This is a genomic window from Bradyrhizobium sp. USDA 3311 (genome assembly GCF_054062495.1).
On sequence record NZ_JBSSFI010000001.1, the window covers coordinates 3,549,823 to 3,564,362 of the forward strand.

The window sequence follows — 14,540 nt, forward strand, 5'->3', positions numbered from 1 at the left end:
CAATCATGAGCGCTGCAAACACCGTCAATCCGCCCGTCGTCTTCACCCAGGACGAACTCGGCTGGGTGTCGTGGATCGACCCGCTGCCCGAGGCCGAGTTGACCGAGCGGCACTTCGCCGGTCTGGTCGATCGCGCCCGCGCCAAGTCGGAATATTTCCGCCTCTTGGTGCGCGATCCTGAGGTGCTGGAAGCCCGCACCAAGACCGACAAGGACATCTTCTACAACGTCGCCGATGGCCTACCGCGCGCCGAGCGCGAGCTCGCAGCCGCCGCGACCTCGCGCTACAACGGCTGCATCTATTGCGCCTCCGTGCATGCGCGATTTGCCAGCACCTATTCCAAGCGCCGCGACGACGTGCAGCGGCTGCTCGACGAAGGCGTCGAGGCCGATCTCGGCGAGCGCTGGAATGCCGTGGTCAAGGCCTCGGTGGCGCTGGCCGCGACGCCGATCGCGTTCGGGCCCGACAATGTCGAGGAGCTGCGCCGCGCCGGTCTCGACGATGCCGAGATCGTCGACGTCATCAACGGCGCCTCGTTCTTCAACTGGGCAAACCGGCTGATGCTGTCGCTCGGTGAGCCCTCGAAATAGGCAATCTCACCGGCATGGAAATTGCTGCTTGTTTCAACATTGAGTGGATGGAGCCGTAGATGAGCAACATCGATCGCCGTACCCTGGTCAAGGGCTCGCTCGCCGCCATGATGGCGGGAGCGGCCTTCTCGCGCAGCGCGTTTGCGCAGTCGTCCGAGCCGATCCTGCTCGGCGTCAGCGGCCCCCTGACCGGGCCGAACGCGCAATATGGCACGCAGTGGAAGCAGGGCTTCGATCTCGCACTCGACGAGATCCAGGCCGCCGGCGGCATCAACGGCCGCAAGCTCGCCTACAGCTTCGAGGACAGCCAGAGCGACCCGCGCCAGTCGGTGGCGATCGCCCAGAAGTTCGTGTCCGATCCCCGGATCGTCATGGAGCTCGGCGATTTCTCCAGCCCGGCCTCGATGGCGGCATCCCCGATCTATCAGCGCGGCGGCCTCGTGCAGTTCGGTTTCACCAATTCGCACCCCGATTTCACCAAGGGTGGCGACTTCATGTGGAGCACGTCGGTGAGCCAGGCCGACGAGCAGCCGCTGCTGGCGGCCTATGCCGTCAAGCGCCTCGGTCTCAAGAAGCTCGCGATACTCCACCTCAACACCGATTGGGGCCGCACCAGCCGCGACTATTTCGTCAAGGCGGCGAAGGAATACGGCGCCGAGATCGCGGTGACCGAGGGCTACATCGCGGAGGAGCGCGACTTCCGCTCCACCCTGGTGCGCGTGCGCGACGCCAGTCCGGACGGGCTGATCCTGATCTCCTACTATTCCGACGGTGCGCTGATCGCGCGCCAGGCCCGCCAGGTCGGGCTGAAGCAGACCATCTGCGCGGCAAGCTCGGTATACTCGCCGAAATTTCTGGAGCTCGGCGGCGAGGCGGTCGAGGACGTCCATCTCGGCACGCGTTATTTCCCCGAGGATCCCAGGCCCGAGGTGAAGAAATTCATCACGGGCTTCAAGGCCAAGTACAACGGGCAGGAGCCCGACGCCTTCAACGCCTATGCCTACGACGCGATGAACATGGCGGCCGCGGTCGTGAGGATCGGCGGCACCGATCGCCGCGCCATCCGCGACGCCTTCGCCAAGGTGAAGGATGTGTCGAGCGTCATTTTCGGCTCGGCGACGTTCGACGTCGAGAGCCGCCGGGTCAAGGGCGCCATGAACGCAGAACTGGTCGTGCGCAAGGGCCAGTTCGCGCTCTGGGACGGCAAGCCGACCTGACCTGACGGCCGGAGCGCGCCGCTCCGGCTGCCTTCCTTCCTACGCGGGGACCAACGTTTGTCTTCCTGGCTCGACTACACGATCAACGGGCTGATCGTCGGCAATGTCTACGCCCTTGTTGCGGTCGGGCTCGCGCTGATCTTCGGCGTCAGCCGGCTGATCAACTTTGCGCAAGGCTCGATCTATCTGGTCGGTGCCTATATCGGCTGGGTCGCGGTGGTGCAGCTGCATACGCCGCTGCCGCTCACCATCATCGTGGTCGCGGTGGCCGCAGCGCTGGTCGGGCTGATCATCGAGCGGTTCGGCCTGCGGCCGCTCCAGAACTCGGTGCGCATCGCGCCGCTGCTCGCGACCATCGGCATCAGCTTCGTGCTCGACCAGCTGGTGATGCTGACGTTCTCGCCGAACCCGCGTGCGCTGCCGAGCCAGTTGCCGGACGTCCGCTTCCAGATCGGCGGCGGCACGATCGGCCCGCTCGATCTGCTCATCGCCGGCGTCGGCATCACCAGCGCGCTGCTGCTGTTCGTGTTCCTGCGCTACAGCAAGCTCGGCTGGGCGGTGCGCGCCACCGCGCAGGACCGCGATGCCGCGATGCAGATGGGCGTCGATGTCAACCGCGTCAATCAGGCGGTGTTCGGCATCGCCGCGGCGCTCGGCGGCGTCTCCGGCATGCTGGTCGGCATGTACTACAACCAGATCGACACCGCGATGAGCCTTCAGGCGACACTCAAGGGCGTCGTCGCCGAAGTCGTCGGCGGCGCCGGCAACGTGCCGGGCGCGGTGATCGGGAGCCTGTTGCTGGGACTGGTCGAAAGCTACGGCGTAGCCGTGTTCGGCACCAGCTACCGCAATCTGTTCGCGTTCCTGCTGCTGGTCGTCGTGCTGGTGTTGCGGCCGAACGGCCTGTTCGCCAGCGCGCGGCAGGCGCCGCCCGAGCCGCTCACCGGGACTTTCATCGCGCCGAGCCGGCCGGTGCGCATTCCGCGCTGGGCGCTGCTGGTGGCGGCCGCTGCCTTTGCGATCCTGCCGCTATTCCCGGTGTCGTTCTACGTGCTCCAGACCCTGATCAACGCCTGGCTGCTCGGCATGCTCGCGCTCAGCCTGACACTGGTCGCCGGCACGATCGGCCAGGTCTCGCTTGGACACGCGGCTCTGCTCGCGATCGGCGCCTACACGTCCGCGCTGCTGTCGCTGAGCTTCGCCGTTCCCGTCGGCCTCGCCATCATCGGCGGCGGCCTGATGAGCGCTGCGCTCGGCACCGCTCTGATCTCGCCGTCGTTCCGCCTGCGCGGGCACTACGTCTCGATCGCGACGCTCGCCATCGGCGAGATCGTGTCGCTGGTGATCCTGAACTGGGAGAGCGTCACGCGCGGGCCGATCGGCATCTCCGGCATTCCGCCGCTGTCGCTGTTCGGCTACGACCTCGTCAGCCCGTCGTCGGTCTACTGGTTCAGCCTTGCGGTCATGGTCGTTCTGGCGCTGCTCCAGGCGCGCCTGCTCGGCTCGCATCTCGGCCGCAGCTTTCGCGCCATCCGCGACGACGACATCGCCGCGCGCGCCTACGGCCTCAGCCTGAACCGCTACAAATCGCTGGCCTTCATCTTCGGCGGGTTTGCGGCGGGTGTCAGCGGCGGCATCGCCGCGCATCTCTATTCCTACATCAACCACGAGACCTTCAACACGCAGCAGTCCATCCTGGCGCTGACGGTCGTGATCCTCGGCGGCCTCGGCAATGTCGTCGGCGCCATCGTCGGATCGGTGGCGCTGGTCGGCCTGCCAGAATTGTTCCGGATCGCGGCGGAGTACCGCATCCTGATCTACGGCATCGTGCTGCTGCTACTGGTGCGGTTCAGGCCGCAGGGCCTGTTGGGAACGATGTGATGGCAGAGCAGCACACATCCATGCTGTCGCTGCGCGGGCTGACGCGGCGCTTCGGCGGCCTCACCGCGGTCGACGAGATCGATCTCGACCTCGCCAGGGGCGAGCTCGTCAGCATCATCGGCCCGAACGGCGCCGGCAAGACGACGCTGTTCAACCTCGTGACCGGGCTCGACCGGCCCGACGCAGGTCAAGTCCGCTTCGAAGGCCAGGACATCACCGGCCTTTCGCCGGAGCGCCTCGCGGCCGACGGCATCGCCCGCACCTTCCAGCTCGGCCGTGTCTTCGGCAATCTCAGCGTCATGGACAACGTCCTGATCGGCGCGCACACGCGGCTGCGCGCGGTGAAGCCGGCCGTGCCGGTGATCGGCCCGCTGCTCGAATTGGGGCTGGCGCTGCTGCGTCCCGCCAGCGTCAGGGACGAGGAAGAGCGGCTGCGCGAGGAGGTGAAAGCCATCCTCGCCCGCTTCGGCGAGCGGCTGCTGCCGCGGATCGACCAGCCGGCCTACAGCCTCTCCTACGCCAACCGCCGCCGCGTCGAGATCGCCCGTGCGCTCGCTCTCAAGCCGCGCCTGCTGCTGCTCGACGAGCCGACCGCCGGCATGAATCCGACCGAGACCGCGGAGATGCAGGCGCTCGTCGCCGAGCTGAAGGCGGAGGGGCTGACCATCCTGTTGATCGAGCACAAGCTCGAGATGGTGATGCGCCTCTCCGACCGCGTCATCGTCATGGACGAGGGCAAGAAGATCGCGGAGGGACCGGGCGAACAGGTGCGTGGAGATCCCAAGGTGATCGAGGCCTATCTCGGTCACGGCCTGTCGGGGGCGGCGGAGCAGGAGAGCGCGGCATGACGAATTCCTCTTCCGGGCCGCTGCTCGCGCTGTCTGATGTCAACACCTTCTACGGCCAGGCCCAGGTGCATTTCGACCTGTCGATCACGGTCGCGCGCGGCCACATCGTCTGCCTGCTCGGCGGCAATGCCAGCGGCAAGTCTACGACGATGAAGATCATCCTCGGCCTCGTCAAGCCGCGGTCCGGCGACGTGACGTTCGACGGCGCCTCGCTGATTGGCCTCTCCACGCCGCAGATCGTCCGCCGCGGCATCGCCTCGGTGCCGGAGGCGCGGCGGCTGTTCGCGGACATGACCGTCCGCGAGAACATCCTGATGGGCGCCTTCGTGCGCAACGACCGCGATGCGGTGGCGCAGGATCTCGACAAGATGCTGACGCTGTTTCCGAAGCTCGGCCAGCGGCTGTCGCAGCGCGCAGGCTCCCTGTCCGGCGGCGAGCAGCAGATGGTGGCGATGGCGCGCGCGCTGATGAGCCGTCCCAGGATGATCGTGATGGACGAGCCGACCATGGGCCTGTCGCCGCTCTATGTCGACCGCGTGCTGGAGCTGATCCGCACCATCAACCAGGAGGGCGTGTCCGTGTTCATGGTCGAGCAGAACGCCAGCCTCGCGCTCGAGATCGCGCACGAGGCCTATGTGCTCCAGACCGGCAAGATCGTGCTCTCCGGCCCCGCGCGGGCGCTGAAGGACGATCCTCGCGTCCGCGACGCCTATCTCGGCGGGGCCGAGGCCGCGTAACGATCAGGCCGAAGCTGCGCTCTGTGCCGGCTCCGCCGGCAGATCGTCGCCATTGGGATCACCGGGCGCGGTCGCCCAGGCCAGCTCCACCAGCGTCACGATCCTGCGTCCGCCGCCGTCGAGCTGGCAGACGATGAGACCCTGCTCCTCCATGTAGCTGAGCAGGCGCTGCGCGCGGCGCAGCGAATGCGAGCCATAGGCGCGGGCGATCGCGGCATCGCCCGGGCAGGGCCAGCCTTCCTTCGCCGCGCGCGCGATCATCATGAAGACGCCCTGCATGTCGTCGGGCAGGATCGAGGCGCGCAGCGACACGTCCTGCCAGTCGTCGTCCTCGGCATGCTCGGCGCCAAGCCCGGCGCGCGCGCGCGTCAGCATGCGGCGGAATTCGTTGAGGTCAGGCACGGCCGCGCCGAGGCCCTCGATGCGGCAGCGGACCACGAACTCCTGATAGAGCACGCCGACGGCGCGGAAGCCGGCATCGGGCTCGGCGAGCACGGCACGCAGGGTCCGGTCGACGCGTTCGCGCCGCTCCGCGAGCTCCTCGGCGCTGACCTGAACCTCGACCACCTCAGGCCGGATCTCCGGCGTGGCGGCCGCTTTCGCGGCGCGCAGCTGTTCGAGCAGATCCGGCGCGGGCCGGCGCTGCGGCCGGCTGGCATCGGGCGGCGGTGCGGCCAGGATCACGGCGCGCATATCCTCGCGTGCGGAGTCCGGCATCGGCATCAGCCGCGGCGTGGAGTTGCGCGCGTGGGTATCGGTCGGGCCGATGTTCAGGCGTAGCGGACGCCGCGACAGCGCAGGTCCCAGCGCCATGAACTGGCCGCGCTCGAGATCGCGAAAGGCTTCCGCCTGGCGCCGCTCCATGCCGAGCAGGTCGGCGGCGCGCGCCATGTCGATGTCGAGGAAGGTCCGGCCCATCAGGAAGTTGGAGGCTTCCGCCGCGACGTTCTTGGCGAGCTTTGCCAAACGTTGCGTCGCGATGATGCCGGCGAGCCCGCGCTTGCGGCCGCGGCACATCAGATTGGTCATGGCACCGAGCGACAGTTTTCGCGCCTCGTCCGACACCTCGCCGGCGACTGCCGGCGCGAACAGCTGCGCCTCGTCCACCACCACCAGCATCGGGTACCAATGGTCGCGATCGACGTCGAACAGGCCGCCGAGAAACGCTGCGGCACGGCGCATCTGGTTCTCGGCATCGAGGCCCTCGAGATTGAGCACGGTGGAGACGCGATGCAGCCGCGCGCGCTCGCCCGCGACCTGAAGGCCGCGCTCGGTGTGATCCTCGGCCTCGATCACGAGATGGCCGAAGCGCTCGGCCAGCGTGACGAAATCGCCCTCGGGGTCGATGATGGCCTGCTGCACCCAGGGTGCGCTCTGCTCCAGCAGCCGCCGCAACAGATGCGACTTGCCGGAGCCCGAATTGCCCTGCACCAGGAGGCGGGTCGCCAGCAGTTCCTCGAGGTCCATGGCCGCCGCGGCGCCCGCCGTGGTCTGCCCCATCTCGATCGCAACCGTCATGTCCCGACTCAAGTCCCCATCATTCGCGGACAGGGGCTTATCAACCCGGCCGGGGCGCGTCGAGCACCACAGCGCGAATCATGCTCTGTTGCCCACGACGGCGTTCAGGCGTGATTCGACAACCGTAGAAGCGCGGGGCGATAGGGCGGGACGGGATCGTCGTCCTCGTTTGGGGGAATCGCGCAGGAGCCGAATTCCTGCCTGATCCGCTCGATCTCGGCGATGCGCTCGTGCAGCCGCTGCAGATGTTCCGGTGATGTTGCCCGCCAGAACCGGAACGTGTCGGGGGTGAGCGGCAGGAACGCGGTGCCTGATGGCGTCGGATCGGGAACGACGGTGCGTCCGAGCAGCAGGAATCGGTTCTCGCTGGAGACCACGAGGGTCGCGTAGCCGCGGTTTCCGATTCGCCTGATGCCGTTCATCGACCATTCGGCGAGCTTGCTGAAATACGGCTCCTCGCGCCAGCGATCGGGGCAGTCGTCGTCGACCGTGACGTTGACGGCGTCCTGGCTGAAATGCACCACGATGCCCGATTTCGCTGGAAACCATGCATCGTCGAGATGGCCTTGCAGCCAGGCGCAGGCGAACGACCGGCACATCTGCGGGCGGCTCGCGTAGATGGTGCATCCGGTGCCCGCCTGCCAATGCCTGCAGAGCTGGTTCACCGGCTTGTCGACCGCAGCGACTTCGAGGATATCGCAGCAGGCGTTGCACGATCCGCATTGACGCGGGTTGGGCGCTGTTCTCGGCAGACCCGTTGCCCTGAAGCCTTGGCCGTCGCGCACCAGGAGCTTTTGTTTCTCCAGCGCAGCCAACGCACGTTCGATCTTGAGACGGGATAATCCGGTCGCGTCGATGACGCCCTTCATGGTCGTCGCGCCTGCCTCGACCGCACGGACGACGCTCAGCATCGCCTGATCCATTGCTTCTTCTCGTGTTCTTGTCTGGATCCCAAACGCAGGCATCGCAAATCAATGCCGGGCAAGGTGACTTACAAAGCTATCTTGCTCACGCCTAAGCGCGAGGCAAGACGACGAGACGTGGGCAGCGACACGATCGCGTGATCAGGACGGCGCGATCGCTCTCATCGAGTTCGGGCAACACCGGGAACCGTTCCGTGCGAACGCGGCCAAAGTCGAGCATGGCGGTGCCGCCGCATGACGCAGATCAAGATTTGCCGGCGCGATGCTGTTAGCCTGGGCTATGAACTTCCTGACCTTCTTCACGGCGACCTGTTTTCTCCTCGCCATGCCGGGACCGACCAACACCTTGCTCGCGACATCGGGGGCAGGGATCGGGATATCGCGGTCGCTCCGTCTGCTCGCGGCGGAGCTGTTCGGCTATCTCGCGGCGATTGCGCTGCTGCGGCTGGCGCTCGGTCCCGTCGTGAGCGGCATTCCGCTCGCGGCCGTCGTGCTTCGCGTGGCGGTCAGTGTCTACATCCTGGGCCTTGCCGTCATGCTCTGGCGCGTCAACGCGCGCGAGCTGCGCGGCGGCGCCGTGGTGACGTTCCGTCAGGTGCTGATCACCACGCTGCTGAATCCGAAGGCGATGGTGTTCGCCTTCCTGCTCCTGCCGCTCCAGGCCGGACTGTTCGAGCTCCTGCCGTGGCTCGGAATGATCGCGCTTCAGATCGTCACCGCGGGCGCCGCGTGGATTGCGTTGGGCGCAACGCTTGGCGGCGGCGCCCGTCGTCTCGGCTACCCTGAGATCATCACGCGCACCGGCGCGGTCACGCTCGTCGCCGTGACCGGCCTGATCTGGCTTCAATCATTCCTGAGCGCGTGAGCGCCTGCGTCGCGCGATAGCGACAGACGTGGCGCGCGGCTACTGCGCGCCCGATCCGCCCTGCACGATCTTCTCGTTCAGCTTCTGGTCCACGGTCTCGACCGTGCGGTCGATCTCGGGGTTGGGCACGCCGAGCTGATGCGAGATCAGCTTCACCAGCAGGTCGACGCGCTCGATGAAGGGCGCGCCGCTGGCCACCGCGCGCGCGGCCGACGACGGCTTGAGCAGGCTTTCGGCCGCCTTGGCGTATTTCGCGAACGGCACCTGGTCTTGCGGATCGGCGCCGAGGCGGCGGGCGATCGCGTCGACATGATCGTAGATCGTCTGCGAGCGCTTGAGATCGCCGTGCACGGCGTCGCGGATCGACTGCGGCTCGTGCGGCGTGATGCAGCGGTAGTTGCCGGTCAGCAGCATCGACCACTTCGCCAGCGGCACGAACAGGGAATCGAACACTTTCAGCTTCACCGGCACGTCGTGGCCGTCGAGCGTCACCGCGTCGATGTCGGCTTCGAGCTCGCGCAGCACCTTGTTGTGCTTCTCGTCGGCGAAGACCGATGCCTTGAAGTTGGTGGGCAGGCCGACGTGAAGCACGTTCGCGGCTTCCTCCTGCGGACGGAAGGCCTGCGGGTCGGGCGAGCACAGCGTCACCAGGCCCGGCTCGAACCGCTCCCACACCTGCGCGTTGGTATAGGCCTCCTCGAGATCCATGCCTGCGAGCGCCGGAATCCGCTTCAGATAGGGCAGCGGCGGCATGTTCATGATCGACAGGCACGGCAGCTTCGCCGCGGCGATCTTGACCATGAGCACGCGCACCGTGTGGTTGGTGTATTGCGGCTCCTGCATCGCAAGGCCGACCATGTCGTAACGGGAGACGTCGACATCGGCCGGCGTCACCGCATCGAGCTTGCCGGGCAGGTCGCGCGAGAAGATCGCCCGGTGCACCGCCTCGTCGCGCAACTTGATGCGGACCTCGGTACCGTCACGGTTGATCAGCTCCGCGGTCTTGGCGCGGCAGACGAGGGTGACGTTGTGTCCCGCCATCAGCAGCTTCGTGCCCAGCAGGGAGCCGTAGGAAGCCCCGAGAATCAATATGTTGCGCGCCATGTTTCGTCCCTTGGAAATGTCATGTGATTTTTGTGCCCCGGCTGCAATCCGAGGGCAGGTTGCCGGCATGTAAAGCGAAGTGCCCGATAATGGCAACTGGGATAATGCATACAAGGCGCGGAAGGTTCGGCGGGCGGCCCGGCCGTGTTGCTCGACGCCGAAAGCGTGACGATCCGCACCCGGACACGAGGGCGTCAGCAGATACTTGAGTTGCTTAAATAAGTGGCTTATCTGAAGTTCGGAATGTCGGATGTCTCGACCATCCCGGTTCACCTGGAGGGCGACATGCGTCGTCTCGTTTCGCGCGCCGTGTGCGGATGCGCGACGTCGAGGATTCGTCTCGCAAGTTTTCCTGCGAGAACGACAGTCGGGAAGTCCCGCGGCGTAAGACATTCGGCATCGATGAAGCGGCAATCCGCCGCATCTTTTATCGCTATCGTGATGAGCTGCGCGCCGGATGGGTCATCAGGAATTCACGGTGGAAGCCGACACAGACCCTGCCTCTTCTGTCATCAAATGGCAGCCAATATTTAGCCGTCGATCGCAACAAAAAACTACAAACCTAGGACCGCAAAAATGGCAAAGTGGCGCGGGGCCATGACTGTACATCAGCAACGGAGCTGAGACGTGACGATTGAGTTGGAGCCGGCGTGCAACTTGTGTTGAGACCGGCTGATGGGTGCTACACACGGTTTGGCCAAGTGCCCTCGCCCGCGCGAAGCGAAGACGAAACGAACATCGGATGGGGTCTCGCTGCAACAACGCTCCGATCCTGCGCGGGGCACGATGTGCTGTCCCTGCGTGGAGTCGAGACGGCAGCGAGACAGATCGGCGAGGCGGACGGCATCAGCAGACGCAAGCGCGATGGACGCGACCAGGTACGCCTGGGATCGCATCGAGCAGGCGTGCACGGCTCTGCGCTGAATGCGCAGCCGGCAAGCCCGACCAATCGCTGACGGCGCCGTTCGGAGAAAAAATGGAAGGTGATCATTGGCCTCATGGCCGCTGTGACGGCGCCGGTGGAAGCCTCGTACGCTTGCGAAAGCGCGCGTCCGAATTTTTCGAAAGTCTGTCTGTCGCGGAGCTTGCGCGCGAGGCGCACAGGCATCTTTGGTTTTCAGACTGGTTGAGGGTTGCGGAAGACTACCGGAGCTCCGCCGAATCCGCGCGCGCGGACGGTGCCGGCCGGATCGTCGCGTGCGAAGCGTGGATATGCGCGCTGATGGCGTTCGAAGTCGCGCGAAGCCTGTCTTCTCCGGACGATCTCGCGAGTACCGACTTCGCCGATAGGGTCGGTCTCAGCCTGAGAAGCTTCGCGGACGATGCGGCTCACGCGATCGAGCACGTCGAGATCGACGGCTTCGAGCAGGGAGCGTTGACCGGCTTCTTCCTGCCGGCGCTCTGTCACGGGCCTTCCGCGCCCGCGGTCATCTGCATCGCCGACGAGGACGTCACCCTGGCCTCGATGATGAGCAGGCTCTTGCCCGCCTCGCTTCGCCGGAACATGTCACTTCTGCTCATCGATCCCGGCAGTTCGCCTGTTCGTCGTCCGCTCAAACAGGAGCATATCCTCCAATGCTGGCTGGACTATCTGGAGGCCCGCCCGGATGTCGACGCGCAGCGGATAGCGATCTACGGCGAAGGAGCGGGCGCCAGTCATGCCTCCCGCCTTGTCCTCTCGGATCGCAGGGTAGCCGCCGCCGTGTGCGACGGCGGTCTTTTGCGGTCGGTCGCGCACCGGGCATCGGTTCACTGGATGACAGGCGTCGAGCAGGTCGTCGAGGGCGGAGCCTCGATGCGTCCGTTGTCGTCGCCGCGTCGAATGGCCTGTCCGCTTCTCATGGTGGTCGGGAGCCGCTCGATGGTGCGCGAACAGGAGGCGCTCGAGCTGCAAGCCGGCTATCGCCAGGCCGGAGCCGACTGCTCGGTCGTCGTGCCGAACCGCATCCCGTATCCTCTGGGCGAGGTCGAGAATTTCATCACGGTGGACGACTTCATTTTTGAATGGCTCGACGCCAAGCTTGGAGCTGCCCGTCGCCTCGATCCCGTCACCTATCTTTAGCCCGTGATCCGCATGACTGAGCCGCGGTCTTCTCGCGACGAACGCGGCGCAGTCATCCGGAGACAACGACCCGAAGCGCGCCGAGGATTCTTTCCCATGCCGTCGCGCCTTGGCTGCGTCGTGAAGAACCGCGTATCACGACACGTCGATAGCCAGTAGCCGTGCAGCGAGCCGGGCATTCTTGGCAATGGTCGCGAGCGCGGCATTCAAATCGGCGAGGGTCTTCTCGTCGAGCTCGTTGAACATGGTCGAATTCAGGGCGAGCTTCCGCTTGGACAGTTTTTCGATTTCCGTCGTCGCCTTTTCCGTCAGCGACATCAGAACGAAGCGGGCGTCGTCGGCCGCTGGCCGTCGCGACAGGAACCCGTGCTTCTCGAGGCTCTTGGTCTGGTTGGTCACGAAGGCGGGGTGGACGCGCAGCTTGTTCGCGACGTCGATTCCGGCGACGCCTCGTCCCTCGTCCAGCTCGGTGATGGCCATCAGGATCAGCCATTGCGGCTCGGTGATGCCCAGCAGTCCGGCCCAGCTGCTGTGGATGTCCTCGAGCTGAGAGTGGATTTCAACGACGTTCCAGATGAAGTCTGTAATCGCCCGGTCGAGCTTCTTCTCGATCATATGGCTTCCCCCTTGGTCATTTTTCTTTTTGTCTTTGATCAGCCTTTTAGCGGGATATTGGGAAACCGTCTCGCATATCGTGCGCGGAACTCTTCATTGGGGAAATCGTGTCGGCACTTAATGCTTGCACAAAACAATTGATTAAGTTACGTCGTACTCACTCAGAATTTGCTGCTCTTGACCGCTGTCAACGACCAGCGATGTGAGACCTCCAAGAAAGCCCTCGGGATGCCCCCTGAGGGCTTTTTCTTTTATTTCAGCTACTTGTGTCGCGTCTTTCGCCTCCTGTTGCTCGCAGGCAACATCCCCTTTCCAACTTGCGATTCACTAAATCAATGAATTGAGACGATTGTTTTTATAAACTATACGTGAAGCACGACGGAGGGGGGGCACCTCGCTGTCGTTTCAGTCCGGACCTTCAGTGCGGATCTGAATTGAACGGAAATTGATGTGGGTAACGCGGCCTCCAGCGAGGAGCCGAGCCCCCGAACCGACCTGGAGGTTTACTAATGAAGTTGACGAAGACGCTCTTTCTCGGCTCGGCTGCCGGCCTGATGGCTGTCTCCGGTGCGTTCGCAGCCGATCTTCCCGTGAAGGCCAAAGCGGTCGAATACGTGAAGGTCTGCTCGCTGTACGGCGCCGGATTCTACTACATCCCGGGCACCGACACCTGCATCAAGCTGGGCGGCTATTTGCGTGCCGACGCGAACCTCAATACCAACTCGGACTTCAATCCGAACCAGGGCGGCGTTGCCGGTGCTCGCAACCGCCTGATGAACTACTACACCTTCCGCGCTCGTGAAGACCTGAACATCGACACCCGCACCGCGACCGAGTACGGCGTCGTCCGTACCTTCTTCGACGGCGTGTTCACCTGGACGACCGGCAACTATACCCCCACCGGTTCGGCAACGGGCGGCACCCAGTACAGCGGTACGCTCGGTCTCAATGCTGCGGGCACCGGCCTCGTCGGTTCGAACGGCTCCGGCTCGGTGAACGGCACCGACGGCAACACCTCGGCCGGTGCGCTCGGCGTGTACTACGCCTTCATCCAGTTCGCCGGCTTCACGATGGGTAAGGCCGTGTCGCAGTTCGACGCGCCCTGGACCAACTATCCCGGCAACATCACCGACAACCTCGTCGGTGGCTCCGGCACCGTTACCGGTGTGACCCAGTTCACGTACACGGCCGACTTCGGCCAGGGCGTGACGGCGTCGTTCTCGGCTGAAGATGCGACCCAGTACTATCAGGCCGGCAACCTCAACATGACCGGCGCGACCGCGGCCGGCATCATCGGCGGTTCGTACGGCACCAACGCCATCGGCGGCTCGCGTTCGCCGAACCTCGTCGGTCAGGTGCGTGTCGACCAGGCCTGGGGCCTCTTCCAGGCGTCTGTGGCTGCGCATGACAACCACGTCGGCTACTACGGTGCGAACGAGACCACCGGCCACCCCGACGACAAGTGGGGCTGGGCGGTTCAGCTCGCTCTCTCGATCAAGAACATCCCGACCGGCGCGGGTGACACGATCAACATCCAGGCCGTCTACACCGACGGTGCGACCCGCTACAACTTCCAGAATCTGTCGGGCAGCTCCTACGCGCTGTACGGTAATTCGGGCGTTGCTGGCGCCTACGGCAGCATCGGCTTCGCCAACGCTCCCGACACGGTGTTCGTGACCGGCAGCTCGCAGGAAACCGTCAAGACCTGGGGCTTCCGTGGCGCTTACACCCACAACTGGGATGCGGCCTGGAACACCGCGATCTACGGCGCCTACGCTCAGGCCCAGTTCGGTACGCTGGCCAAGACCACCCTCTGCGGCGCCGGCGGTGCTGGCGGCGTGTTCGGTGGCCTGGCGGGTGTGACCAGCTGTAACCCCGACTTCGCGATCGGCCAGCTGGGTCTCGTCACCCGCTGGACCCCGGTCAAGAACCTGACGTTCTCGGCCGACCTCTCCTGGACCCATCTCGACCAGAAGTACTCCGGTACGGTTGGCGTCACCCCGAACGTCGTGACCGCCAAGCCGGCCGCGACCTACGAGCTGAAGGATCAGGACTCGATCGCCATGATCCTCCGCGCTCAGCGCAACTGGTAAGATCTATCGAACCACACGAACGAACACCCGGCGGGAAACCGCCGGGTGTTTTTTTGCGCCTGGATTGCATCCGCCTTCGCTAGAGCT

General features: G+C 65.1%; 13 protein-coding genes. 9 read left to right on the forward strand and 4 right to left on the reverse strand.

The window, feature by feature from the left end; all coding sequences use genetic code 11:
* Positions 1 to 5: 5 nt before the first annotated feature.
* From ACVWW6_RS16850 to ACVWW6_RS16870, 5 genes are read left to right on the forward strand one after another with little or no spacing between them, the layout of a single operon-like run.
* Positions 6 to 590 (forward strand): alkylhydroperoxidase domain protein, encoded by a 585-nt coding sequence (locus ACVWW6_RS16850; RefSeq protein ID WP_011089638.1) that lies wholly within the window; start codon positions 6 to 8, stop codon positions 588 to 590.
* A gap of 59 nt (positions 591 to 649) precedes the next feature.
* The gene (locus tag ACVWW6_RS16855) at positions 650 to 1,807 is read left to right on the forward strand and encodes an ABC transporter substrate-binding protein (RefSeq protein ID WP_028174227.1); all 1,158 of its coding nucleotides are present in this window, start codon (positions 650 to 652) and stop codon (positions 1,805 to 1,807) included.
* A 57-nt stretch (positions 1,808 to 1,864) separates the two neighbouring features.
* Positions 1,865 to 3,688: an ABC transporter permease gene (locus ACVWW6_RS16860; protein ID WP_038965650.1), complete on the forward strand. Its 1,824-nt coding sequence runs from the start codon at positions 1,865 to 1,867 to the stop codon at positions 3,686 to 3,688.
* Positions 3,688 to 4,536: an ABC transporter ATP-binding protein gene (locus ACVWW6_RS16865; protein ID WP_456681087.1), complete on the forward strand. Its 849-nt coding sequence runs from the start codon at positions 3,688 to 3,690 to the stop codon at positions 4,534 to 4,536. Before ACVWW6_RS16860 ends, ACVWW6_RS16865 begins: the two co-directional genes overlap by 1 nt.
* Positions 4,533 to 5,273, forward strand: coding sequence for an ABC transporter ATP-binding protein (locus tag ACVWW6_RS16870; protein ID WP_011089634.1), 741 nt, complete (start codon positions 4,533 to 4,535; stop codon positions 5,271 to 5,273). The genes ACVWW6_RS16865 and ACVWW6_RS16870 overlap by 4 nt, the downstream gene beginning before the upstream one ends.
* Before the next feature lie 3 nt (positions 5,274 to 5,276).
* On the opposite strand, the gene ACVWW6_RS16875 is transcribed toward ACVWW6_RS16870, so the two are convergent.
* Both ACVWW6_RS16875 and ACVWW6_RS16880 read right to left on the reverse strand, forming a co-directional pair.
* Positions 5,277 to 6,791 carry an ATP-binding protein gene (locus tag ACVWW6_RS16875; protein WP_060908746.1) on the reverse strand — a complete coding sequence of 505 codons (1,515 nt, stop codon included), beginning with the start codon at positions 6,789 to 6,791 and terminating at the stop codon, positions 5,277 to 5,279.
* Between the two features lie 104 nt (positions 6,792 to 6,895).
* The gene (locus ACVWW6_RS16880; RefSeq protein ID WP_038965652.1) at positions 6,896 to 7,714 is read right to left on the reverse strand and encodes a CxxCxxCC domain-containing protein; all 819 of its coding nucleotides are present in this window, start codon (positions 7,712 to 7,714) and stop codon (positions 6,896 to 6,898) included.
* A gap of 262 nt (positions 7,715 to 7,976) precedes the next feature.
* Between ACVWW6_RS16880 and ACVWW6_RS16885 the strand changes: the two genes are divergently transcribed.
* Entirely contained in the window at positions 7,977 to 8,579 is a 603-nt protein-coding gene (locus ACVWW6_RS16885) for a LysE family translocator (RefSeq protein ID WP_271551540.1), read from the forward strand.
* 39 nt (positions 8,580 to 8,618) lie between these two features.
* On the opposite strand, the gene ACVWW6_RS16890 is transcribed toward ACVWW6_RS16885, so the two are convergent.
* Positions 8,619 to 9,683 carry a ketopantoate reductase family protein gene (locus ACVWW6_RS16890; RefSeq protein ID WP_456681088.1) on the reverse strand — a complete coding sequence of 355 codons (1,065 nt, stop codon included), beginning with the start codon at positions 9,681 to 9,683 and terminating at the stop codon, positions 8,619 to 8,621.
* Between the two features lie 317 nt (positions 9,684 to 10,000).
* On the opposite strand from ACVWW6_RS16890, the gene ACVWW6_RS16895 reads away from it, so the two are divergent.
* Together ACVWW6_RS16895 and ACVWW6_RS16900 are read left to right on the forward strand one after the other, a co-directional pair.
* Positions 10,001 to 10,249 (forward strand): hypothetical protein, encoded by a 249-nt coding sequence (locus ACVWW6_RS16895; RefSeq protein ID WP_456681089.1) that lies wholly within the window; start codon positions 10,001 to 10,003, stop codon positions 10,247 to 10,249.
* A gap of 410 nt (positions 10,250 to 10,659) precedes the next feature.
* Positions 10,660 to 11,745 (forward strand): alpha/beta hydrolase family protein, encoded by a 1,086-nt coding sequence (locus tag ACVWW6_RS16900; RefSeq protein ID WP_161533550.1) that lies wholly within the window; start codon positions 10,660 to 10,662, stop codon positions 11,743 to 11,745.
* 135 nt (positions 11,746 to 11,880) lie between these two features.
* Here the strand turns inward: ACVWW6_RS16900 and ACVWW6_RS16905 are convergent, their stop codons facing one another.
* Complete coding sequence (locus ACVWW6_RS16905; protein WP_011089627.1) at positions 11,881 to 12,360, reverse strand: MarR family winged helix-turn-helix transcriptional regulator; 480 nt, start codon at positions 12,358 to 12,360, stop codon at positions 11,881 to 11,883.
* A gap of 509 nt (positions 12,361 to 12,869) precedes the next feature.
* Between ACVWW6_RS16905 and ACVWW6_RS16910 the strand changes: the two genes are divergently transcribed.
* The gene (locus ACVWW6_RS16910; RefSeq protein ID WP_304567326.1) at positions 12,870 to 14,453 is read left to right on the forward strand and encodes a porin; all 1,584 of its coding nucleotides are present in this window, start codon (positions 12,870 to 12,872) and stop codon (positions 14,451 to 14,453) included.
* Positions 14,454 to 14,540 lie beyond the last annotated feature (87 nt).